Genomic DNA, 22,814 nt, shown 5'->3' on the forward strand with positions numbered 1-22,814 from the left:
ACTTCACGACCAACCCTTGACTCCACTTCAGCGTCTGCTCCACTCCAAAGAAATTCCGAGAGCGAAGAAAGCTGAACTTCGAGAACTCGTTGCACCTCTCAATCCTTTTGAACTACAACGTGCAATGAAAAGTAAAATCAATAAGATTCATCAATTTCGTTTTCTGAAATCTTCAACCAAGAAACAACAAGACAAAACGACGATTGCTTCCTCTGCTACGAACGCTATCTGTTCTCCCGTACCTGTTTCTCTTCATCAACCTTCATCTCTTCTCTTCACGAAAGGACTCACTCCGTCATGCTGATCCAGTTATTATTTTATCCTCTTTTTTCTTATGTTTTTTCCAACTCTTTGGGTTACATTTTATTATGAGGCAACAGGAACATTCTAACCACAAAGGCACAGTGAGCACAGAGTTACAAAGTACTTATTCCCTCCAAGGCACAAGAATCTCCAAAACCTTCTGAAATGTTTTCCCTTTCGTCTCACGTAGTCGCAAGGAGTTTGTAACTACGGAGAGACTGCTTGCAAGCATCGCTCCTGCCACCATCAGAGTAGTGACTAAACTGAACGTTAGAATTTTGTTAATCATCCAAAATCATTGTATTTTTGCACCGCATGGACAACGAAGTTATTCATAAAGTAAAGTTTACTTCGGAAGGTGAGCCTCAATCATGCAAAACTGAAAACAAAGTTTTAGAACATTTCTGGCAGTTTTGTGTTAATTGCGGAACACGCCTTGAAAGCAGGAAATGCAAATTAATTTGTACTAAGTGTGGATTTTATCATTCATGCAGTGAACCATAACCATTAAAGGAAACAAATGAACAAAAAGAAAAAGAGGGCTAACAAAAAGCACTCGAAAGCTATCCAACGAACGAAAGCGAAGAGAAAAGCAAGTCTTAAATTAAAAAAAGAGAAAAAGGCTTCCTGAATTGAAAGGGTATCGGTCATAGATACCCTTTTCAGTTTTATATAATGAGTGTAGGAAATTGGAAATATCGGTTTGGCTCCGTGACGTATGATTTGAGTTCTCGTACTCATATCATGGGAATTCTTAACGTAACGCCGGATTCTTTTTCGGATGGAGGATTACATTTTCGGGTTGATGATGCTGTTAAACGTGGACTTCTAATGATTGACGAAGGGGCTGATTTTATTGATGTTGGTGGTGAATCAACACGCCCCGGTGCTGAGGATGTTTCCATTGATGAAGAATTGATTCGTGTTATTCCGGTCATTGAGAAATTATCGAAACACACGCACATTCCAATTTCCATTGATACGTACAAATCGGAAGTTGCAAAACAAGCATTGGAAGCAGGCGCTGTCATTGTAAATGATATTACCGGCTTACAGTTTGATTCTCACATGCCGGAAGTTATTGCTTCGATGAATGCACGCGTTGTGTTGATGCACATTCAAGGAACCCCAAAGACGATGCAGGAGAATCCTCTGTACAAAGATGTAATTGAAGATATTTGTTCATACCTTCGGAAAAGCATTCAGACTGCTGAAAAAAATAACATCGAACAACTAATCATTGACCCGGGAATTGGCTTTGGAAAAACTCTTGAGAACAACCTTGAAATTATCCAAAGATTAAATGAGTTTCACCGGTTTCATTATCCTGTTCTTGTCGGTCCATCCCGGAAATCATTTCTCGGAAAGATTTTAAACTTGCCGGCGAACGAACGCTTAGAAGGAACATCTGCGGCGGTTGCTGTTTCAATTATGAAGGGTGCAAATATTGTCCGTGTTCATGACGTCAAAGAAATGAAACGAGTGGCAAATGTAGTTGACGCCATACAATCAATCCACTCAATGAAAATGAGTCAACATGACCAAAGCGGGAATAAATAGATTTCGTTCTGAACGGGAGGAAATGCTCGAATTGCTGAAACAAAGAGGCATCAAAAACGAGCAACTTTTACATGCAATGTTTACTGTGGAGCGACATAGGTTTGTTGATTTGCCTTTTGTTAATCGCTCGTACGAAGATTGTGCTTTACCAATCGGAAACGAACAAACAATTTCTCAACCTTACACTGTTGCAGTAATGACTGAATTACTTGAAGTGAAAAAAGGGGACAAGATATTAGAAATCGGAACAGGTTCAGGTTATCAAGCGGCAATACTTGCAGAAATGGGTGCGCGTGTTTTTACTATTGAACGACATGCACATTTGTTGAATGAAGCGAGGCATCGGTTAGAAAAACTTGGTTATGAAATTGTTTCAAAGGTAGGTGATGGAACGCTTGGTTGGAGTGAGTTTGCTCCTTTCCAAGGTATCATCGTTACAGCAGCCGCGCCTGAAGTTCCTGATACGTTATTAAAGCAATTGGATGAAGGTGGAAATCTCGTCATCCCGGTTGGCGAAATAAATACTCAAGATTTGTGGATTGTGAAACGCCGCGGTCAAAATTTTTCTACAAGGAAAATAATTGGCTTCAAGTTTGTTCCACTCATTGGAAAGAAGGGATGGAAGTAAATTTGATGTGGTTTGAGTTATGAGTGGTAACAACATTTCTCATCCAGACTCTCCTAACGTTCATCAAGAAAAAAAAGTACTTGTTCTGGTTGGTCCTACTGCTTCCGGTAAAACTTCTGTTTCACTCAATCTTGCAAAGCAACTTCACGGTGAAATAGTATCGGCAGATTCAAGACAAGTTTACCGGTTCATGAATATTGGTACAGCAAAGCCATCAAAAGAGGAATTGCAACAAGTTCGTCATCACTTCATAGATATTTTGTTACCAAATCAAGATTATAACGCGAGTGAATATTCGAAACAAGCTCGACGAGTGATTGATGAAATTTTTGTTAGAGGAAATCTCCCAATTGTTGTGGGCGGGTCAGGGCTTTATATCAAAGCGCTTGTGGATGGTTTCTTTGAAATTGATTCTACGAATAATCAAGTAAGGAGTCGTCTTAATGAGCGATTGCTGAAGGAGGGAGCGGAGGTATTACTCAAGGAATTGCAGAAGGTTGACCCACTCGCCGCAACTTCAATGGTTTCCGGAAATAAGAAGCGGATAGTCCGTGCTTTGGAAGCATTTTATGTTTCAGGGATACCTATTTCTCAGTTACAAAAGAAAAATGTTGCCGCAAATTTTACTCCCTATTTTGTAGGATTAACTTGGGAGCGAAAATTACTTTACGAAAGAATCAATCGCCGAGTAGATGCAATGGTAGAAGAAGGATTAATAGATGAGGTTAAGGAACTCTATAAATTAGGATATTCCTCGGAATTGAATTCACTTCAAACGGTTGGTTACAAAGAAGTGTTTGAACATATCCTGACAGGATTGCCGCGTGAACAAATGATTGAACTCATTAAGCGTAATTCAAGACGTTACGCGAAACGTCAGTTTACTTGGTTTCGTGCCGATACAAGAATAAAATGGTTTGAAACAGGAAATGAGTCAGATCTTTTGCAAGTATCTGACGAAATTACAAAGCACTTCCAAAATCAATCCTTTTGAAAAGACGATTCATTTTCTTATTTTAACACCGAAATTTTGAAGTTGTAATCGGGGCGTGGCTCAGCCCGGCTAGAGCGCTTGGTTCGGGACCAAGAGGTCGCTGGTTCGAATCCAGTCGCCCCGACAATCTTCAATTTGAATGATTTCTTATTAAGAAATCTGATTTTATTAGGGAAAAATTATTATCGGGGTGATTTTTTAGATTTATAAATATTTATTCAATTTCAGTTCGATAAAATACCCACAGATGAAATTCCTACCTCTATTCAACTTCACAAATACTCAATACGTAAAATAAGTGACTGCTTGCAACCAACAGTCTTGTTATGAGACGATATTCTTAAAACGAAACCATCAATCTCATAATAGTTATCTTTTTGTGAATTTTTGACCAAGAATTGTTGGCATAATTCTTTACATATTTTTTGCCGCAAATGAAAACCGTTATGATAATTTCCGAAACTTTGTACCTTCACAATAATTTTTCTCGTAACTAAGTCATGAAAAATCCTCCCTACGAAATATTGATTGTTGAAGATAACGTTGCTCACTTGAAATTGACTCAATACGTCTTGCTCAAAAATAAAGTTGATAGCCGTATTACTGTTGTTCGGGATGGACAGGAAGCGCTTGACTATCTTTTTAAGAAAAAAGACGAAGAGGGAAAAACAGAGTTATCCAGTCCACACATCATTTTGCTTGACCTTAATCTCCCAAAACGTGATGGGCGGGAGGTTTTAAAGTTGGTGAAAGAGGACCCTGTTCTTAAATCAATTCCTGTAGTCATTGTTAGTACCTCTGACAGAGAAGAAGATGTTACGTATGCCTACGAATTCGGAGCGGCTGGTTATATTAGTAAATCAAGCGATTTCAGCAAATTCAGTTCTGAAATCAGTAACGTTACACAGTACCTTTCGCTCTAACTATTCTTTCTCAAACATTGTATCGTTTGCATCCTATTGGATGTAAAACGATTAATTTGTATTATCTTACCAAGAAATTGTAATCATGTCCCAAATCGTAGCAATCGTCGGACGACCGAATGTCGGAAAGTCCACATTATTTAATCGTCTCCTTGGCGCTCGTCAATCAATAGTACATGATGAGCCCGGAGTAACTCGCGACAGGTTATACGCAACTGCTGAATGGGCAGGCAAAACATTTACACTTATTGATACAGGAGGTTTTGTTCCTGCCTCCGAGGACTTATTTGAACAGGCAATACGAGAACAAGCGCAAATTGCAATTCAGGAGGCTGATATTGTTTTATTTGTCGTTGATGCTTTGAGCGGACCAACTTCTCTTGATATAGAAATTGCATCAATCTTAAGAAAAACAGAGAAAAAATTATTCTTAGTAGTGAACAAAGTTGATGGTGAAAAAAAAGAAGTTGAAACGGCACAATTTTACAAATTAGGTCTGGGAGAACCGGTTGGAGTTTCCGCACTCGTTGGAAGAAACATTGGTGATTTCCTTGATGCAATTACCGAATCATTTCCCAAGGGAGAATCTGAAATTGATAATACGCAATTACGGCTGGCAATAGTAGGAAAGCCTAACGTAGGGAAATCTTCTCTTGTTAATGCACTGCTTGGCAAAGACAGAAGTATTGTTACCAATATTCCCGGAACAACCCGCGACTCAATTGATTCAATACTCAAATATCACAAAGAAGAAATTGTGTTAATTGATACCGCCGGATTAAGACGGAAAAGTCGTGTGAAGGAGAGCGTCGAATTTTACAGCACTCTACGTGCATTAAAAAGTATTGACCAATGTAATGTTGCAATCTTAGTTATTGATGTTGTACAGGGAATGGATAAACAAGACCTCCGTATTCTCGACCAGATTATCGAGCGAAGAAAAGGAGTCGTGCTTGTCTGCAATAAATGGGATGCGGTGGAGAAGGATGACAAGACAGCAATCGAATATGAAAAAACAATACGCGGATTGTTGAGAATTTATGATTATATCCCGCTCGTTTTTATTTCCGCTTTAGAAAGGCAACGAATCTTCCGCGTCATCACTGATGCGCAACACGTACATTCTGAAATGAATAAGAGAGTTTCCACCAACAAACTGAACAAACTCTTGCTTGAAGATATTAAAAAAAGTCCGCCTTCAGCAGTGAATGGCAAGGAAATTAAAATCAATTACGTCACACAAGTTGCAGTGAATCCACCGGCAATTACGTTCTTTTGCAACGAGCCGAAACTTGTTCAGGAAAACTATAAGCGTTTTCTTGAAAGAAAAATTCGCGAATACTTTACCTTCGAGGGTGTTCCCGTTTATGTTTACTTCAAAAAGAAAAATAAATAAGTGATGTAGTATGCCTGTAAAAAAACTTCGTATCGTTGTTGTTGGAGGATTAGCCGCCGGACCAAGCGCGGCGGCAAAGTCTGTCCGCACCAATCCGAATGCGGAAGTAACAATGTTCGAGGCTTCAGAAACTATTTCCTATGGCATTTGTGAGACACCGTATGTCATCTCCGGCGTGATTCAGGACGAGCGTAAACTACTTGTTTATACGCCGCAACGACTTCAGGAGGAAAAGGGAATTCAGGTAAAAATCTTGCACAGGGTTGAAAAGATTCAACCAACAAAAAAAACAGTTACTGTGCGCGATATAAAAAATCAAACAGTTCAGCAATATGAGTATGACAGGCTGATTCTTGCAACCGGTGCGAGAACGAAGCGGTTGAATATCAAAGGTGAGGATGCACGGAATGTTTTTCATCTTCACACAAGAGAAGATACGTTGGCAATCATGAATTACCTGAAAATGGAGAAGCCAAAGTCAGCAGTAATTATTGGCGGAGGATATGTTGGGATGGAAATGTCTGAAGCGCTTAGGATGAAGGGATTGGATGTCACCGTTGTTCATCGTCATCGTTTGCCGATGTCTTCACTTGAACAAGAGACGAGCGAGCGAATTCTTCAGGAGTTAGAAAAGAATCAGGTTCAGTTTGTCAGCAATGCAAAAATTGAAGGATTTCAGGTCACTAAAGAAAGCAAGGTAAAATTTGTTTTCACCAACAGAGGTTCGTATGAAGCGGACATTGTTATTGTTGCCATTGGAGTTGAGCCGAATGCAGAATTGGCAAAGACTGCAAAAATCAGAACCGGCAAACTTGGAGGTATCATCACCGACGAACGACAGCAGACAAATGTTGATGGAATTTATGCGGCTGGCGATTGTTGCGAAGTAAAAAATATTGTTTCCGGAAAGACTATGTATGTTCCTTTAGCAACTGTAGCAAGTCGTGCGGCGTGGGTTGCAGGTGAAAATGCGGCAGGAGGGAGAGCAATATTCAAAGGAGCGATTCGTGCAATGGCAGTAAAAATATTCGACTTGAAAGTTGCTACTGTTGGATTACATTCAGATGAAGCAAAAGAAGCGGGATTTCAAGTTGTGAAAGAAACTGTCACGACGAACTCGCGGGTAGCCGCAATGCCGGGGAATTCAAAAATTATGGTAACACTTATTATTGACCGGAGAACGAAACGCTTACTTGGTGCAAATGTTACAGGTTGCGAAGGAGCCGCAATGCGAGCAAATACACTTGGAGTTGCCATCCAACACAAGATGACGCTCGATGATATCTCCCGATTTGATTTGATTTACGCTCCACCGTTTGCTCCACTCTGGGACCCGATTTTAGTTGCTGCAAATCAGGCAAAGAAGAAATTATCGTAGCCTGAGCACATTACGAATTCCACTTTGAGTGACAAACAGTTCCGTTTTTTTGTCAATGAACTGAATCTTTTCAATTTAACTTTTCAACTCGAAACTAAACTCACTCCCTTTACCAACTTCACTTTGAACTTCGACATGACTTCCATGCGCTTCAATGATATGTTTGACAATCGCAAGACCGAGTCCTGTCCCGCCCGATTCGCGTGAGCGTTCTCTGTCAACGCGATAGAATCTCTCGAAGATTCTCGCAAGATGTTCTTGCGCGATTCCAATCCCGGAATCTTTCACAACGATTTTTATTTTTCCATCAGAATGAAATGACGAAACAGTTACAGTTCCCTTGGGTTGAGTATATTTAACTGCATTATCAATCAAATTGATGACGGCTTGCTTGAGACGTTCCTGGTCTCCAAAAGCCGATAGAGAAGAACCTGTCTTTTCGTACAGAATTGAAATACTTTTCTGTTCGGCAAACTGTTTCATTTCAGTAATAATGTTTGAAAGAAACTCATTCACATCAAAATACCGGAAACTCATTTTCATCTCGCCTGATTCGATGCGGGAGATTTCAATCAAATCGCCGAGCAGGGTGTTAAGCCGCTCAGCGTTCTTCAATGCTCGTTCAACAAAATCTCTGCTGACTTCCTTATCATCGAGCGCTCCGTGAAGAAGTGTTTCCAACATTCCTTGCATGGCAAAAATCGGAGTGCGCAGTTCGTGCGAAACATTACCGAGAAATTCGCTCCGTACTCGTTCAAGTTTTTTTAACTTGCTGATGTCTTCATTCAATTTGTCAACCATGCTGTTCAAACTTTCCGCTAATCTTCCCAATTCATCGGAAGTGCGGACGGGAATTCTTTTATCAAGATTTCCGGAACGAATTTCTTCCGCAATTGTAGCCATAGTTGAAATTGGTTTTGCAATTCTTCTCGAAACGAAAAATGTCACTGCGGCAACAACGAACAATACAAATGCACTGGTAAAAATTATTTTGGTTTGAATATCACGCATCACTTCGTTCACGAACGTAAGCGGTACACCGAGACGGAGAAATTTCACATTCGAGTATCCGCTTTCAGCAGGAAGGGGTGTTCGGATATTTTTTGCAAGATATAACATATCAATGTTAATGGTTGCGCTGTGGCGAATATTTGTCCCAAATTCTTTCGTCGTTGCTTCCCGGACTTCCGGTCTGCCGAGATGATTTTCGACTGTTGGAAGTTGAGACTCCGGCAGTTCCGACTCGAATAAAACCTTTCCTTGATTATCAATCAGTGTAAGTCGCAGGTTGGCAGAGTGTGCAAGTTGTTTCAAGTGGTCATAACGTAATGAGTCGGTGTCGGAAAAGGTTCGAATGACGTACTCAAATTCGTTTGCTTGAGTTGTCATTTCATTGATAATGCGCGCACGGAAATAATTATCAATTGAGATGGTAGAAAAAATTCCCGCGGCGATAATGACCCCGCTGGAGAGAAGCAACAACAATATTGTTAACTTGGATTGGATTTTCATTCTACAACGCGAAGTTTGTAACCGACACCTTTGATTGTCTCAATGTAGTCGGCATACTTCCCAAGTTTCTCCCTGATTTTCCTGATGTGAACATCAATGGTTCTATCGCCGACAATCACTTCGCTTCCCCAAATGTTAGTAAGTAACGTGTCCCGGTTAACAACTTCACCTTCACGTTTAGCAAGAAACAACAACAAGTCAAATTCCTTTTTGGGAAAGAAATGTTCTTTCCCTTTGATTCGAATAATGTGCTGTGACGTGTTGATTTCAATAACACCGAGCTGTAACAATGCCGGAGATTCTTTTTTCGTCTCTTTGGTTTCATGTTTTCTCAACACATGTTTCACCCGTGCAATCAGTTTGGGAATACTGATTGGCTTGATAATGTAATCATCTGCGCCGAGTTCCAAACCAAGAACTTCATCAAAGTCCGAACTTTTTGCGGTAAGAAAAATAACCGGGATGTTTTCTGTGTGAGAATTCTTTTTTAGTCGCTTGATTACTTCAATCCCATCGAGTTCGGGCATCATCACATCAAGCAATATCAGTTCCGGTTTTGATTCAGCCTGTTCAAGCGCCTGCTTGCCGTTTCGGGCGGTGAGGACGGCAAATCCCTCTTTTTCTAAATTGTATTTGACAAGTTGAACAATATCCTGTTCGTCATCAACTATTAAAATCTTCTTCATGGCTGATTCCCGGATTTGTTTGCCTGAGGTTTTTGTAACGATTCTAAGCGAAGAATAACTTTGTCATAGAACTTTTGCCACCGGTTCAAATCTTTGTTGTATTCTTTTTTTGTTTCTTCCACTTGCTTTGGTGAAAGATTGTAATGTTGAAACAGACTGTCGTACTTTTGTTTTCCCTGTAACGAATCGAGCGAGTTCAAACTGATTTCTTCTTGAACAATCATGTAATCAGTATAAAATTGTACAAATGTTTCCTCAGGAATGAGATTCCGGTTCACGCTCTGTTCTGAGCATGAAACGAGAAGGAAAAGTGAAAGTAACAATATGGTGCGATTGAATTTCATTTGATGTATGACGACAGTGCGAAGATACGAAAAATGAATGTCATGCGAAATTGCAATGGAGTTCTGTTAATGTGTTGGAGGGTTTTGCCTCTTTCATGAACGTGCTGATGAATGGTTCTTGTGTGCGACTGAAGCAATCTCACTATTAAAAGTAAAACTGAAAGCGTGAGTGTGAGGAAATGTTGTAGTTCGATTTCAGTCAATCTGTCTGTGCTTTGGTATGAGAATAATTCTTTACTTGATATTTGATTTTTTGAAATATGGTATGCGTTCAGGGAAATTGAGCGGGAGGAGGAGGCAGTTATTCTTTTTTCGATGAAGAGAATATCTTCTTGAAAAAAAGGATAAACTTCCGGAGAAAAAAGGATTTCTTTTCAAAGAAAAGGTATTTACACCCAAAATAAAGGTATTTACTGCCAAAGAAAAGGTATTTATAGCCGAAGAAAAGGAATTTACAGCCGAAGAAAAGGTATTTACAGTCAAAGAAAAGGTATTTACAGCCGAAGAAAAGGAATTTACAGCCAAAGAAAAGGTATTTATAGCCGAAGAAAAAGGTGTTATTCGCGAAATAAACCTTTTTATTTGTATGTAAATAGGAAAAATACGCGAATTCTCAGAATAAATATTTGAAATTGGCTCATAATTGAAGGTTTGGATGGCTTTCCCGTTCCCCGTTCGATGGTGAAGAACCGAACCTTGTTGTCGGCGTTCCCGAAAAGTGGATGTACCATTACGTCTATGTACTTAACGATGGTGAAGTTGGCACAGGTCTGGAATTGAGTGTTGTGGTTCTGAAGGGGACTATGGACAAGACATTGTAATTGTTAGGCGAAGCGGCAGATGATACTTTTCACTCTTGATAAATGATTTGTGCGTGTGAATAAAATATAAAAATAAATTGACTTTTTTATGATTTTTTTCTTGCTTATTTCAAAAAGAGTTCTAAATTACGGCAAGTTTTTAGTTCCGAATGATTTTGTATTGCCTACGAGATAGTAATACCGCAGTCGTGAGTTGAGTTTAATTGGTAGGCGGTCATTTCTTTTTTTAACATTGTTTTCATTTTCAAAAAAAAATTAGTTGTGCAAGTTTATTTCCAAATAAATAAGGCTATGCTAGGGGAGTTTCATGTGGGGAGAAATAACCCGCAGAGTGTGAGCGCAATGACGACGGAACTTGAGTATTTTGTTGAACAGACGACGAAGTACAAAACAGAACTTGGCAAGCGCGGCATTAAGCAAACACATATTGATAAATTGCAGCAGATACATGACGAGTTGATTGGGGTTGATACGGACCAGGAGGACTCGAAGCATGTTTCTAAGAATGCAACGAAGAACCGAAATGCGGCACGGAAGGAATTAGCTACGTTAACAGCCAGTGTTTTGACAACTGCCGCGAATGTGTTTGAGGATAACCTTGACATACTGAGCGAGTTTGGGATTGACCCGAATAAGAAACGGAAGCCGAGGAAGAAGAAGGACGAGAAACCTGCGGCTTGATTTCGGATTTCGGATGTTGATTGCGGATTGATGATGATGTGAGATGTGCGATATGGGATGTGAGATTTTATTCCGCCAAGGCGGGATTTTCGCTGCGCTACGAGATTGCGGATTGGTAAATAATGTGGAACATTTCTATGAATAGGATTCTACTCCATAAAGGACGAGGAGCGTCTGATGATACATTCCCATGCTTGATAGATGATTGGAGCTAGGGAACCAGTTGGAACGCCGTGAGTGGTGATGAGAATAATGAATGATGAATATAGAAGTTTGAATGATGAAGTTTAATGATGGACAACGCAGGAGCGAGACTGAAAGAATAAAATCATGAAATCTGAAAAGCGGTTTGGTGGTATCGTAGCTGAAGAATACGAACATTTCATTAAAGGAACACCTCATTATGAAAAGTTTGTCAATAGAATTGCTTCGGAAGTAAAGAAGTATTGCAAGGACAAACCGAACAGAGATATCAACGTTATTGATATCGGGACAGGTTATGGTTTTTGTGCTAAATTTGTTTTGAAGATATGCCCCAATCTTCAACTTGTTGCACTGGACAATGAGAGAAATATGACCCTGCGAGCGAAGAAATACCTACAAGAATACATAGCCAATGGAAATACTACCGTTGTCCTTACTGATGCGTTGACATATTTAAGAAAACTTCCGAACGATTCTATAGACATCTATTTTTCTTCGTGGGTTATCCATAATTTTCAGCAAAACTATAGGACTAATATATACAAGCAGATGTATAGGACACTTAAGCCCGGTGGATTGTTCCTTAATGCAGACAAGTACGCATGGGATAATGAAATTGTTCAGAACAGAGAGTTGGAATGGCAAGTTTCTAAGTTCTTTGAAATTTTTAGTTCCCAGAAACGATATGATATATTGGAAGAATGGGTAGTACATTACATTAGAGATGAGTCGCCAAAATTAGTAATGAAAGAACGAACATCCATTGAACAAATGAAAAAAGTTGGCTTCACAAGTGTTCAGAGATTAGCAAGAGAGCACATGGAGTGTGTAATTAAATCAATAGTAAAAAAATAAGGAGAGTTAAATGGAAAAGGTGTTTATCGGATCTTCAAAACAAAGTATTCATATTTCCGATGCAGTTTTAGAAAATCTAAAATATGAAAACATTGAACCTGTCCCTTGGTACATAGGAGAATTTACAGGCGGATTTATTTCTAACTTAGAATCATTGATCACAACATTGAACAAGGTTAAGTATGCCATTTTTATTCTAACCAATGAGCAAAATCATGATGCAATGGGTGCGGAATATTATTCTTTGAGAGATAATATTATTTTCGAGCTGGGATTTTTTATTTCAAAACTGGGTAAGGATAATGTCTTTATGATAAAACCTGATAATATGCATATAAACCTTCCTTCTGATTTGAAAGGATACGATCCCTATAATTTTCCGCATCAGTATTCGAATATTGCGGTTGCGATTAGAACGGAAATAAACACCATATTAAAAAAAATTGGAATCCGATAATGAATGTGCATATTTATTTGAGTTTTAGTGAAAAGTTAAACGAGACAAATTACAAGTTGATAGATAATTTAATTGAAGCGTTCAACAAGAAAAAAACAAAAGACTTAACATGTATAATAGAGACACCTTCAGATATCTACTCTGGCGGTGGAAGCAAATATGATAGTTTAGCTGAAAGATCTACCAAGATCAATTTTGCTGTATTCGTGTATGACAAGATTGAAATCAACAAAAAAGATATTATATCAAAAATGAACAGGGAAGATATTAAGGAAATCAATAAAATGAATTTCGAATTAGGGTACTTTTCAAAAAGGCTAGGTCCCCAAAAATGTTTTTTAGTCTACCTCTCTGATGATCACCAAATATATCCTTTGCCAGAACAAATTGATAATTCTCCCTTTTATTTATCAAACAAGCAGGAATCACCGATAGCAGGCAAAATCATTGAGAGAATAAAAACTATTCTTGCTAAACAACAATCGGAAGAGGATATTTATTACGATAGAGTATTGTCAAAAGACAAGAATCAATGGCATTTGAAAGTTGGTATAGTTGATTATCCGCCTTTTTGTACACCTAAATATGAAATGGAAAAAATAATTGATGCAGAAGGATTATATCCGATATTGCTAAAAAAGATAATCAAGAGCTTTAATAGAGAAGCGAAGATGAAATATTCATGGGAATTAGTGAATTGGGATAATCTATACAGGGCAATAACTACAGATTTTGATATATTGATAAGTGTTTTTGCAACAGGTTACCGAACACAACTTGGACGAAGTTGTAGAACTATCCATCAGGTTCCAATTTGTGGTCTTTGTAAAAAAAGTAATACCAGAATTCCTGATACCATTGAAGCACTAATCACTGATGATAGGATCAAAATAGGTCTCTTGAAGGGAGAAATTGGATATGTTTGGGCTGAAGAAACATTACTTAGGGAAGGAGAAACAATGGAAAAGGAAAGATTCGTATATTTAGAAGGGACACAGGATATTGAAAAGCTTGTATCCTTACTTGATGATAATAGAGCAGACATAATTGTATGTGATGCTTTATCCCTTTATCGAATATGTGAAAAAAGAGATCACGAAAATTTTGTCGTCAAGTTCGGTTATGAAAATCCCCTTAGGTGGGGAAACAACACTTTTATTGTAAAGAACAATCAAATTGTTTTTAGAGATAAAATCAACGAGAAATTAGAAGACCTATTAAACGACAGATATATTGAAGAACGTGACCGAGCTGAGTTAACAAATTATAAAGCTATAAATATTACTAACTTTAAAGGAAAGCAATATGTTTAAGAAAACCTCCATAATTCTTCTTTGCAGTTTCGTTTTTTTCTGTTGCAATACAAAAAAGGAACAAATTCAGCAATCTGAATCCGTTTATGAGAACGTTGTCAGTTCTCAGAAATTACGTTGTGCGTATATTCCGTATCCTCCTGCAACCATAAAGGATCCCAACACAGGTGAACTGAGTGGTATATTTGTTGACATCATAAAAGAAGCGGTAAAAAATATGGGATTTAAAATTGAATGGACCGAAGAGGTCGGCTGGGGCACAATGATTGAAGGGTTAGAAGCAAATCGCTATGATATTGTTGTTACAGGAGTCTGGCCCAATGCAGCACGAGCAGTAAGAGCAGATTTTTCCGTGCCCTTATATTATAGCGGTGTGGGAGTGTATGTGAGAACAAATGATAATAGATTTAATAACGATCTTTCTCTAATCAATAATATTGATATCCGTGTCAGCACCATGGACGGTGAAATAAATGAATTGATTGCTAATTCACAATTTCCTAAAGCAAAAAAAGTATCAATTCCTCAACTTTCAGATTTCAATCAAATTTTATTTAATGTATCACAAAACAAAGCAGATGTAACATTTGTTGAAACTTATGTAGCAAATCAATTCTTGGAAGCAAATCCAGGTTCTGTCAGAAATATTGCTAAAGACAAGCCCCTACGAGTAACGCCTAATACCTATTTGCTTAAAAAGGGAGAGTATAAGTTTACAACGATGATCAACACGGCACTAGAAGAACTTATTAACACTGGCTTCGTAGATCAAGTAATTGAAAAATATGAAAAATTTCCGGGTTCACTGTATCGAGTTAACTACGCTTATAAACCCAACAAGTAGGATATCGAAAGATTGAATCTGTTTGATATTCTTACTAAATACCAAGATGCTTTTTTCAATGGAATCTCTGTCACCTCTAAACTAAGTATCATTATTTGGAGTGGAGGGTTAATTTTAGGTGCCATTCTTGGTTCTGCTGGTGCAAAATGGAACAAGGCAATAGGAATACCTTCATGGGTAGTATCGTTTACTTTGTCAGGAATTCCTATCCTTGTATTTCTATTTTGGCTTCATTACCCATTGCAGACAATCTTGGGAGTTATTATCGATCCGTTTGTAACTTCGGCCACTGCCCTCACTATTATAAATACATTTTCTGTTTCTGATGTAATAAGGCGAGCGATACTAAATTTTCCAAATCAATTCGTTATAGCAGCCAAGGTGTGTGGATTAAACCGAAAACAAATCTTTTCACATATTCAGTTGCCAATTCTATTACGTCAGATATTACCCAGCATAATTTTTTTACAAGTAAGTATGTTGCAAGCTACACTATTTGCAAGCTTAATTTCGGTGAATGAAATTTTTAGAGTGTCCCAAAACATTAATTCTCTTGTTTATAGGCCAGTTGAAATATATACGGCGTTAGCATTATTATTCTTGGTAATTTGTGTGCCACTTAATTTACTGGGATATCTGTTGGAGAAAAAATTTACAAGAGATATATCTCAAAATTAATATCCAATGATAAAGATATCACATATTTGCAAACTTCTTAATGGTCGGAAGATACTATCAGATGTTAGCTTCGACCTTCGACCTTCTGAAATTACAGTTTTGATTGGACCGAGTGGTTCAGGCAAATCTTCTCTTTTGCGAATTATTGCTAATATAGATAAACCAACTAGCGGCGAGGTGGTTTATATAAATGCAGAAAATGGAATGAACTCGGACCTTCTTTGGCCCAAAATAACAATGGTTTTCCAACAACTCTATTTGTGGCCGAATATGACACTAGGAAAAAATATTTTATTACCCCTTGAATTGAATGGAATAGAAATTGATCATATATATTTCGTAAAACTAACAAAACTATTTGAAGTCGAAGACATCCTTGATCGTTACCCAAATCAGTCATCGGTAGGTCAACAACAAAGAGTTGCATTGATAAGATCTCTGATGCTAAAGCCAAGATATTTATTGTTAGATGAAATTACATCCTCCTTAGATGTAGAATTTGCAAATAAAGTGGGTGAATTGATCAAAGAGCTTAAACACAACAATTGTTGTATTTTGATTGTAACTCACCTACTAGGCTTTGCTAAGAGTATCGCAGATCAAACAGTATTTATAGATAAAGGAACAGTAGTCGAAATTGGTAATAAGGAGGTTTTGTTAAATCCAGTGAATGAAAGAGTAAGAAAATTTGTAGGCACATTATAATTCAATAGTATCTCGTTTCGTTATTCCATTTAATAATCTCGAGTGGGAAAATGATATCGAACACTATGAAACAGAATTGAACTATCTCCTATGAGGTATGGTTCGTTTGTTTCTCCTTTCTAAAATCTGTATTTTTTTATGCACTATTTATCAACAATATAGTAGCATCATGAATTGGTCTCTTATCATACGCAGACAAGCATGATGCCCATTTTTTTTGAAAATTAACTAATACAACCATGAAAACTCTTAGTATTTCTATTTCCAATATCGAATACAACAAATTCGGATTAAAGAACGATACATTAACGTTCTCAGATTTTGTAGAAATTGTGAGCAAAGAACTTACCCGTCAAACACTGAACCAATGCGTTGACCTTGCGGAAAAGTATGGGCTTTCCAAAATGACAATGGAAGACATTTCAAAAGAAGTACGGGCAGTGAGAAGAAATGCAAAACATCGTCCTTGATACAAACGTTTTTGTTTCCTCGCTCATTCAACGAGGTTACTCTTATCGTATTGTCAACGAACTTTTTATTGAAGGAGCAGTCGAACTCTGTATTTCGGAGGAAGTGATGCAGGAATACTACGAAGTTCTCACCCGGAAAAAATTTTCAAAGTATCCCGAATTTATTATAAAAGCAGAAACATTGCTTGCAGATATTGATGCAAAAGCGAGAAAATTTTCTCCTAAAACGAAAGTAACAATCATTGGCGATGTTGATGATAATAAATTTTTGGAACTTGCTGAAGAAAGTAAATCTCATTTTCTTATAACCGGGAATACAAACGATTTTACGATGCAGGTGTACAAGCGAACTAAAATCGTTACACCGAAAGAATATTGGGAACAATATCGTCCTTAGCATTTATAGGAGCAGAGTACTGGAGTGATGGAATAATGGAGGAATGGAGGAATGGAGGATGTTACTTTTCAATAAATAATAACAATCCTTAATCCGAGGGACCAAACGGATTCCGGCTTGCCATGCTTGCGGCAGGCAGGCGTCGGAATGACATGGTTAGTTTTTTCAAATAGTGCACACACCCCTAACCCCTCTCAAGAGGGGAATATTTTTCGTTTGTTTCTCCTTCCTAAAATCTGTATTTTTGATGCACTTTATGGTTCGACTTCGCTCACCATGACGAAATACTCAACATGACAGTAAACATACTATCATCGAATATCATCATACATGAATTATCCATTTTCTGAAATTGAACCCAAGTGGCAACGGTATTGGGACGAACATCAAACATTTTCTGTCACTGAAGACGCATCGAAGCAAAAATTGTATGTGCTTGATATGTTTCCGTATCCTTCGGGGTCGGGATTGCATGTCGGGCATCCGGAGGGATATACGGCGACGGATATTTATTGCCGCTTCAAACGGATGCGCGGGTTCAATGTTCTTCACCCGATGGGTTGGGATGCGTTCGGTCTGCCTGCGGAACAGTACGCGGTAAAGACGGGGATTCACCCGAGCATCACGACGAGGGAGAATGTGGATACGTTTCGCCGGCAAATCAAGATGCTTGGCTTATCGTATGATTGGCAGAGGGAAGTGGATACTACCGACCCGAACTATTACAAATGGACGCAATGGATTTTCCTGAAGTTGTTTAACTCATGGTACGATGCGGCGGAGAAAAAAGCCCGCCCGATTTCGGAATTGCCTGTGCCTGAAGGTTTATCGGAGAAGGAGCGGCATGAGTATATGGCAAAGTTCCGTTTGGCGTATCAGGCGGAAATGCCTGTGAACTGGTGCGCGGGATTGGGCGCGGTTCTTGCGAACGAGGAAGTTGACGAGTGGGTTGAGAAGGGATTCAAAGTCGAGCGGCGAATGATGAAGCAATGGATGCTTCGGATAACTGCGTACGCTGACCGGCTTGAGGAGGATTTGGCGGGACTTCAATGGCATCCCGGGATTTTGGAGATGCAACGGAATTGGATTGGGAAATCGGAGGGAGCCACTATTAATTTCGGATTTCGAATTTCGGATTTCGGATTGCTGAATACCGATCCTTCGGTTCACTCAGGACAGGTTCGCGGATTGGAAGTGTTTACAACAAGGCCTGATACAATTTTCGGGGCGACGTATATGGTGCTTGCGCCTGAGCATCCGCTGGTGGATGAGTTAACGACGACCTACGGTCTCGTAGAGAAGGAATGTTTGAATGCTGTACGTGAGTATCGTGAGGCGACGAAATTAAAGAGCGAGATGGAACGGACGGCGTTGGAGAAGAAAAAGACCGGCGTGTTTACGGGTGCGTATGCAATAAATCCTGCAACCGAAAAACCTATACCGATTTGGATTGCTGATTATGTGTTAGTCTCGTATGGAACGGGTGCAATCATGGCGGTGCCCGGGCAGGATGAACGGGATTGGGAATTTGCTGAAGTGTATAATCTGCCGATTGTGAGAACGGTTCAACCCCCATCGGATTTTTCAGGGAAGGCATTTACGGAAGATGGTCCGGCAATCAACAGCGGATTTCTTGACGGGTTGTTCATTGATGATGCGAAGAAAAAAATCATTGCATGGTTGGAAGAAAAGGGAATCGGAAAGCGAGCGGTGAAATACAAACTGCGCGATTGGTTGTTCTCGCGTCAGCGGTATTGGGGCGAGCCGGTTCCGATTATTACAACGGAAGATGGAATTGTGCGTGCGTTGCCTGAATCGGAATTGCCGTTGTTGTTGCCGCCGAGCGATTCGTTCAAGCCAAGTGAGACGGGAGAATCTCCGCTTGCGACAATCACCGATTGGGTGAACACAGTTGACCCGGTAACAGGAATGAAAGCGCGGCGGGAAACTCACACGATGCCGCAATGGGCTGGTTCGTGTTGGTATTACCTGCGCTACATTGACCCGAAGAATGAGAAAGAGTTTATCTCAAAAGCAAAAGAAAAGTATTGGATGCCGATTGATTTGTATGTCGGCGGTGCGGAACATGCAGTGTTACATTTGTTGTATGCACGGTTCTGGCATAAAGTGTTGTTCGATTTGGGATATGTTTCGACGAAGGAACCGTTCTCCCGCTTGATTAATCAAGGAACGATTTTGGGTGAAGACGGACAAAAGATGTCGAAGTCGCGGGGCAACGTCATCAATCCTGATGATGTTGTGAAAGAGTATGGAGCGGATTCGCTCCGGTTGTTCGAGATGTTCATGGGTCCGCTTGAGGATACGAAGCCGTGGTCAATGCATGGAGTGGAAGGAGTGTTTCGTTTTCTCAATCGCTCGTGGCGTATGATGGTGAATGAGGACGGAACATTAAACAGCACAATCGGGAATGTTCCGCTTTCGACAGAACATGAACGGTTGCTTCATAAGACAATCAAAAAAGTAACGGAAGATGTTGACACGCTGAACTTCAACACGGCGATTTCTCAGATGATGATTTTTGTAAATGAATTTTACGGGTTGAATCCGAAATCAAAGTCGGCGATGGAGATGTTTGTGAAGTTGCTTTCTCCGTTTGCTCCGCACATTGCGGAAGAGTTGTGGCAGAAGTTGGGACATAAAAAATCAATCGCATATGAACCATGGCCACAATACGATGAAGCGAAGACGAAAGATGATTCGGTGGAGATTGTTGTGCAGTTCAATGGGAAGTTGAAAGCAAAGTTTCAGGCGCCGATTGGATTGGATGACGAAGCGTTGAAGACAATGGCATTAGCGGATGAAGCAGTGAAGCGAAATCTTGATGGCAAACAGATTGTGAAAGCGATTGTTGTGAAAAACCGGCTTGTGAATTTGGTGGTGAAGTAGGAGTGGTATTTTTCTCTGGCTACACGGAACTCATCCCCCGGCCCCTTCTCTTTTCAAGAGAAGGGGAGGATATGGGATAATAAAACGATGAAGCCATCAATTACATTAGTGATTGCGGTTTATAATGCTGTCAGGTATCTCGAATTTATTTTTGAAGCGTTGAAGCGGCAATCGTTCAGAGAGTTTGAAGTGATTGTTGCTGATGATGGGTCGGGACCGGAAATTAAAGAATTAATCGAACGAATACGTCCATCAGTTTATTTTCCGATTCAACATCTCTGGCATGAAGACAACGGCTTTCGGAAAAACATTATGCTGAACAACGCTATTCGTGCTTCACAGTCGGATTATCTGGTTTTTATTGATGGAGATTGTGTGCCGCATAAAGACTTTTTGTCTGACCACTGGAACCATCGTCAGGAACATGGTTTGTTGTGTGGTAAGCGTGTAAATTTAAGTAAACAATTGACCGAACAATTAACTCTGGAAGATATTCAAACAGGAAGATTTGAACGGCTTACTTGGCGACTATTTTTGGACGGTTTGAAAGCACAAAGTATTAATACAGAAGAATCGTTGAGAATTACTTCACCATTGATGAGAAAATTATTTGTTCAACCTGAAGGAAGAATTCTGGGTTGTAATTTTTCGGTGAAGAAGGAACTCTTGGAAAAGATAAACGGATTCAATGAAGATTATCTGGCACCGGGAAGGGGAGAAGATTCGGATATCGCATTTCGATTAGGACTATTAGGCGTTCGCATGGTCTCCATTAGATTTCTTGCAATACAAATTCATTTATATCATAGCAGAACCGATGGAAGAGATGAGAACAAATATTTATATGAACATATTGTGGCAACACGTGAAATGATTTGTAAACACGGTTTGAAGAAACTCGACTAATCCATGAACGCATTTTCCATATACAAACGGATTCTCCTGTATGCAAAGCCATACTGGAAGCATATCAGCGGCTCGATTGCATGTACGGTGTTTTATTCACTTTTCAGCGGCGTTTCGATTTTTCTTTTCATCCCGTTGCTGGATATACTTTTCCATCCTGAAAAGATGCAGCAACAAGTTGCGCCGGAAACACTTTCCGTTCCCTTCGGACTTGAGAGTGTGTTCGGTAGTTTGAAGGAGGCGTTACTTTCGTTTGTGTTCAGCGGAACACAGATGGATGCGCTGTTTAAGATTTGTTTGATTATCGTGCTTTCCTTTTTCTTCAAGAATGTGTTCGGATATTTTCAATCTTTCCTGATGAATTATGCAGAAGAAGGAGTTATCAAGGATTTACGCAACGCATTGTATCGTCACCTGCACAATTTACCATTGGCGTATTTTTCCAATGAGCGAACCGGCGGACTAATATCCCGCATCATTAATGATGTCAATCTTATCAATGGCGGCGTCAGCGCGTTCTTTAATACGCTGATTCGCGAACCGTTGTTGATTATTGTGTATCTCGGTTTGGCAATTACATTAAGTTGGAAACTGACACTTCTCTCGTTGATTGTTTTTCCATTCGCCTTGTCCATTATCAGCTTTATTGCAATTCGATTGCACAAAGAGCGGGGAGTTTCTCAGGAACAATTAGCCGATATTACTTCCGTGTTGCAGGAAACAATTTCCGGAGTGAAGATTGTAAAGGCGTTCGGGATGGAGGAATTTGAAAACAAGAAGTTCAATCGTTATACAAGATACTATTTTGACACGCTTATCAAGATTACGCGCATACGCGATATTGCGTCACCAACGACGGAATTGATGAGCGTGATTGCAGGCGCAGTCATTATTTGGATTGGCGGACAACAAGTCTTACTTGAGCAAAGTTTACGAGCGAGTGAGTTTCTTGGATTCCTGTTCATAATATTTCAAATTATGCCGCCGGTGAAAGAATTAACCAATGTTAATAATCGTATTCAGGAATCGAGCGCGGCTGGAAAAAGAATTTTCGAGATACTTGACACCGAACCAAGTATTCGGAACAATGAGAATCCGAAGATGTTGAGAGAATTCAAATCGCAGATTGAATTTAAGAATGTCTCGTTTTCGTATAATGAAATTGATGCTGTTCTTAATAACATTTCAATGACGATTGACAAGGGAGAAGTTGTTGCGGTCGTTGGTTCAAGCGGAAGTGGAAAGACGACCTTAGTAGATTTAGTCCCGCGTTTTTATGATGTCTCAAATGGCGGAATTACAATTGATGAAATTGATGTACGTGATTTCGATGTGAAATCACTCAGAAGTAACATCGGAATAGTAACGCAGGAGACGATTCTTTTTAATGACACGGTGAAAAATAATATCGCGTACGGGTTGGATGATTGCTCTGATGAAAAGATTATCGCGGCAGCAAAAGCGGCAAATGCACACAAGTTTATTATGGAGATGCCCGAACAGTATCAAAGCATAATCGGTGAACGTGGAGTAAAATTATCCGGCGGTGAGCGTCAGCGGCTTTCTCTGGCAAGGGCAATATTGAAAAATCCACCGATATTAATTCTTGATGAGGCAACCTCCGCGCTTGATACAGAATCTGAGATATTAGTCCAGGAGGCGATAGACCATTTGATGTCCGGCAGAACTTCGATTGTGATTGCTCATCGGCTTTCTACTATTCAACACGCAAATAAAATAATTGTGTTAAGTGATGGAAAAATAGTTGAAACCGGAACTCATGCTGAACTCATTACGAATCAGTCCGGTGTGTACAGGAAGTTGTACGAATTACAATTTCGCTCTTAAGTAA

23 protein-coding genes and 1 tRNA gene are annotated in these 22,814 nt (G+C 39.5%); 20 read left to right on the forward strand and 4 right to left on the reverse strand.

The annotated features are described in order from the left end of the window. The coding region (locus tag HY960_02475) for a hypothetical protein (protein ID MBI5214597.1) at positions 1-304 on the forward strand (304 nt) is incomplete at its 5' end. Positions 305-427: 123 nt separating this feature from the next. On the opposite strand, the gene HY960_02480 is transcribed toward HY960_02475, so the two are convergent. After that, complete coding sequence (locus HY960_02480) at positions 428-592, reverse strand: hypothetical protein (protein MBI5214598.1); 165 nt, start codon at positions 590-592, stop codon at positions 428-430. A gap of 386 nt (positions 593-978) precedes the next feature. On the opposite strand from HY960_02480, the gene folP reads away from it, so the two are divergent. From folP to HY960_02515, 7 genes are all read left to right on the forward strand, one after another. Next, positions 979-1,863, forward strand: coding sequence for a dihydropteroate synthase (gene folP, locus HY960_02485; protein ID MBI5214599.1), 885 nt, complete (start codon positions 979-981; stop codon positions 1,861-1,863). After that, entirely contained in the window at positions 1,841-2,491 is a 651-nt protein-coding gene (locus tag HY960_02490) for a protein-L-isoaspartate(D-aspartate) O-methyltransferase (protein MBI5214600.1), read from the forward strand. Before folP ends, HY960_02490 begins: the two co-directional genes overlap by 23 nt. A 19-nt stretch (positions 2,492-2,510) precedes the next feature. Then, on the forward strand, positions 2,511-3,485 hold the full coding sequence (miaA, locus tag HY960_02495) for a tRNA (adenosine(37)-N6)-dimethylallyltransferase MiaA (GenBank protein MBI5214601.1): 975 nt from the start codon (positions 2,511-2,513) through the stop codon (positions 3,483-3,485). A gap of 49 nt (positions 3,486-3,534) precedes the next feature. Next, a tRNA-Pro gene (locus tag HY960_02500) sits at positions 3,535-3,609 on the forward strand. A 376-nt stretch (positions 3,610-3,985) separates the two neighbouring features. Next, positions 3,986-4,408 (forward strand): response regulator, encoded by a 423-nt coding sequence (locus HY960_02505; GenBank protein MBI5214602.1) that lies wholly within the window; start codon positions 3,986-3,988, stop codon positions 4,406-4,408. Between the two features lie 85 nt (positions 4,409-4,493). Beyond that, entirely contained in the window at positions 4,494-5,804 is a 1,311-nt protein-coding gene (der, locus tag HY960_02510; protein MBI5214603.1) for a ribosome biogenesis GTPase Der, read from the forward strand. A gap of 10 nt (positions 5,805-5,814) precedes the next feature. After that, entirely contained in the window at positions 5,815-7,182 is a 1,368-nt protein-coding gene (locus HY960_02515; GenBank protein MBI5214604.1) for an FAD-dependent oxidoreductase, read from the forward strand. A gap of 75 nt (positions 7,183-7,257) precedes the next feature. Here the strand turns inward: HY960_02515 and HY960_02520 are convergent, their stop codons facing one another. Genes HY960_02520 through HY960_02530 form a run of 3 tightly spaced genes read right to left on the reverse strand, consistent with a single transcriptional unit; the run spans position 7,258 to position 9,724 of the window. After that, positions 7,258-8,694, reverse strand: coding sequence for a HAMP domain-containing protein (locus tag HY960_02520; protein ID MBI5214605.1), 1,437 nt, complete (start codon positions 8,692-8,694; stop codon positions 7,258-7,260). Further along, on the reverse strand, positions 8,691-9,380 hold the full coding sequence (locus HY960_02525) for a response regulator transcription factor (protein MBI5214606.1): 690 nt from the start codon (positions 9,378-9,380) through the stop codon (positions 8,691-8,693). The genes HY960_02520 and HY960_02525 overlap by 4 nt, the downstream gene beginning before the upstream one ends. After that, positions 9,377-9,724 (reverse strand): DUF4296 domain-containing protein, encoded by a 348-nt coding sequence (locus HY960_02530; GenBank protein ID MBI5214607.1) that lies wholly within the window; start codon positions 9,722-9,724, stop codon positions 9,377-9,379. The genes HY960_02525 and HY960_02530 overlap by 4 nt, the downstream gene beginning before the upstream one ends. 1,112 nt (positions 9,725-10,836) lie before the next feature. On the opposite strand from HY960_02530, the gene HY960_02535 reads away from it, so the two are divergent. From HY960_02535 to HY960_02590, 12 genes are all read left to right on the forward strand, one after another. Continuing rightward, complete coding sequence (locus HY960_02535) at positions 10,837-11,226, forward strand: hypothetical protein (GenBank protein MBI5214608.1); 390 nt, start codon at positions 10,837-10,839, stop codon at positions 11,224-11,226. Positions 11,227-11,556: 330 nt separating this feature from the next. Further along, positions 11,557-12,285, forward strand: coding sequence for a class I SAM-dependent methyltransferase (locus tag HY960_02540; GenBank protein MBI5214609.1), 729 nt, complete (start codon positions 11,557-11,559; stop codon positions 12,283-12,285). A gap of 10 nt (positions 12,286-12,295) precedes the next feature. Beyond that, positions 12,296-12,742 (forward strand): nucleotide-binding protein, encoded by a 447-nt coding sequence (locus tag HY960_02545; GenBank protein MBI5214610.1) that lies wholly within the window; start codon positions 12,296-12,298, stop codon positions 12,740-12,742. Further along, positions 12,742-14,055 (forward strand): transporter substrate-binding domain-containing protein, encoded by a 1,314-nt coding sequence (locus tag HY960_02550; protein ID MBI5214611.1) that lies wholly within the window; start codon positions 12,742-12,744, stop codon positions 14,053-14,055. The genes HY960_02545 and HY960_02550 overlap by 1 nt, the downstream gene beginning before the upstream one ends. Next, positions 14,048-14,899, forward strand: coding sequence for an amino acid ABC transporter substrate-binding protein (locus tag HY960_02555; GenBank protein ID MBI5214612.1), 852 nt, complete (start codon positions 14,048-14,050; stop codon positions 14,897-14,899). Before HY960_02550 ends, HY960_02555 begins: the two co-directional genes overlap by 8 nt. A gap of 12 nt (positions 14,900-14,911) precedes the next feature. Further along, positions 14,912-15,577 (forward strand): ABC transporter permease subunit, encoded by a 666-nt coding sequence (locus tag HY960_02560; GenBank protein ID MBI5214613.1) that lies wholly within the window; start codon positions 14,912-14,914, stop codon positions 15,575-15,577. 6 nt (positions 15,578-15,583) lie between these two features. Then, positions 15,584-16,282 (forward strand): amino acid ABC transporter ATP-binding protein, encoded by a 699-nt coding sequence (locus HY960_02565; GenBank protein ID MBI5214614.1) that lies wholly within the window; start codon positions 15,584-15,586, stop codon positions 16,280-16,282. A 239-nt stretch (positions 16,283-16,521) separates the two neighbouring features. Further along, on the forward strand, positions 16,522-16,752 hold the full coding sequence (locus tag HY960_02570) for a hypothetical protein (protein ID MBI5214615.1): 231 nt from the start codon (positions 16,522-16,524) through the stop codon (positions 16,750-16,752). Then, on the forward strand, positions 16,733-17,149 hold the full coding sequence (locus HY960_02575) for a putative toxin-antitoxin system toxin component, PIN family (GenBank protein MBI5214616.1): 417 nt from the start codon (positions 16,733-16,735) through the stop codon (positions 17,147-17,149). Before HY960_02570 ends, HY960_02575 begins: the two co-directional genes overlap by 20 nt. 330 nt (positions 17,150-17,479) lie before the next feature. Next, positions 17,480-20,056, forward strand: coding sequence for a leucine--tRNA ligase (locus HY960_02580; protein ID MBI5214617.1), 2,577 nt, complete (start codon positions 17,480-17,482; stop codon positions 20,054-20,056). A gap of 87 nt (positions 20,057-20,143) precedes the next feature. Then, entirely contained in the window at positions 20,144-20,962 is an 819-nt protein-coding gene (locus HY960_02585; protein MBI5214618.1) for a glycosyltransferase, read from the forward strand. A 3-nt stretch (positions 20,963-20,965) separates the two neighbouring features. Beyond that, the gene (locus HY960_02590; GenBank protein ID MBI5214619.1) at positions 20,966-22,810 is read left to right on the forward strand and encodes an ABC transporter ATP-binding protein; all 1,845 of its coding nucleotides are present in this window, start codon (positions 20,966-20,968) and stop codon (positions 22,808-22,810) included. Positions 22,811-22,814 lie beyond the last annotated feature (4 nt).

This window comes from Ignavibacteriota bacterium (assembly GCA_016212665.1).
Classification (GTDB): domain Bacteria; phylum Bacteroidota; class Ignavibacteria; order UBA10030; family SZUA-254; genus FW602-bin19.

Excerpts from the sequence above, each read along its gene's own strand:
- HY960_02490 (MBI5214600.1), top strand. The coding sequence starts at position 1,841 with ATGACCAAAGCGGGAATAAATAGATTTCGTTCTGAACGGGAGGAAATG.
- HY960_02540 (MBI5214609.1), top strand. The coding sequence starts at position 11,557 with ATGAAATCTGAAAAGCGGTTTGGTGGTATCGTAGCTGAAGAATACGAA.
- miaA (MBI5214601.1), top strand. The coding sequence starts at position 2,511 with ATGAGTGGTAACAACATTTCTCATCCAGACTCTCCTAACGTTCATCAA.
- HY960_02590 (MBI5214619.1), top strand. The coding sequence starts at position 20,966 with ATGAACGCATTTTCCATATACAAACGGATTCTCCTGTATGCAAAGCCA.
- HY960_02575 (MBI5214616.1), top strand. The coding sequence starts at position 16,733 with ATGCAAAACATCGTCCTTGATACAAACGTTTTTGTTTCCTCGCTCATT.
- HY960_02535 (MBI5214608.1), top strand. The coding sequence starts at position 10,837 with ATGCTAGGGGAGTTTCATGTGGGGAGAAATAACCCGCAGAGTGTGAGC.
- HY960_02505 (MBI5214602.1), top strand. The coding sequence starts at position 3,986 with ATGAAAAATCCTCCCTACGAAATATTGATTGTTGAAGATAACGTTGCT.
- HY960_02570 (MBI5214615.1), top strand. The coding sequence starts at position 16,522 with ATGAAAACTCTTAGTATTTCTATTTCCAATATCGAATACAACAAATTC.
- HY960_02550 (MBI5214611.1), top strand. The coding sequence starts at position 12,742 with ATGAATGTGCATATTTATTTGAGTTTTAGTGAAAAGTTAAACGAGACA.
- HY960_02480 (MBI5214598.1), bottom strand. The coding sequence starts at position 592 with ATGATTAACAAAATTCTAACGTTCAGTTTAGTCACTACTCTGATGGTG.
- HY960_02585 (MBI5214618.1), top strand. The coding sequence starts at position 20,144 with ATGAAGCCATCAATTACATTAGTGATTGCGGTTTATAATGCTGTCAGG.
- HY960_02580 (MBI5214617.1), top strand. The coding sequence starts at position 17,480 with ATGAATTATCCATTTTCTGAAATTGAACCCAAGTGGCAACGGTATTGG.
- HY960_02555 (MBI5214612.1), top strand. The coding sequence starts at position 14,048 with ATGTTTAAGAAAACCTCCATAATTCTTCTTTGCAGTTTCGTTTTTTTC.
- HY960_02515 (MBI5214604.1), top strand. The coding sequence starts at position 5,815 with ATGCCTGTAAAAAAACTTCGTATCGTTGTTGTTGGAGGATTAGCCGCC.
- HY960_02565 (MBI5214614.1), top strand. The coding sequence starts at position 15,584 with ATGATAAAGATATCACATATTTGCAAACTTCTTAATGGTCGGAAGATA.
- folP (MBI5214599.1), top strand. The coding sequence starts at position 979 with ATGAGTGTAGGAAATTGGAAATATCGGTTTGGCTCCGTGACGTATGAT.
- HY960_02525 (MBI5214606.1), bottom strand. The coding sequence starts at position 9,380 with ATGAAGAAGATTTTAATAGTTGATGACGAACAGGATATTGTTCAACTT.
- der (MBI5214603.1), top strand. The coding sequence starts at position 4,494 with ATGTCCCAAATCGTAGCAATCGTCGGACGACCGAATGTCGGAAAGTCC.
- HY960_02530 (MBI5214607.1), bottom strand. The coding sequence starts at position 9,724 with ATGAAATTCAATCGCACCATATTGTTACTTTCACTTTTCCTTCTCGTT.
- HY960_02545 (MBI5214610.1), top strand. The coding sequence starts at position 12,296 with ATGGAAAAGGTGTTTATCGGATCTTCAAAACAAAGTATTCATATTTCC.
- HY960_02520 (MBI5214605.1), bottom strand. The coding sequence starts at position 8,694 with ATGAAAATCCAATCCAAGTTAACAATATTGTTGTTGCTTCTCTCCAGC.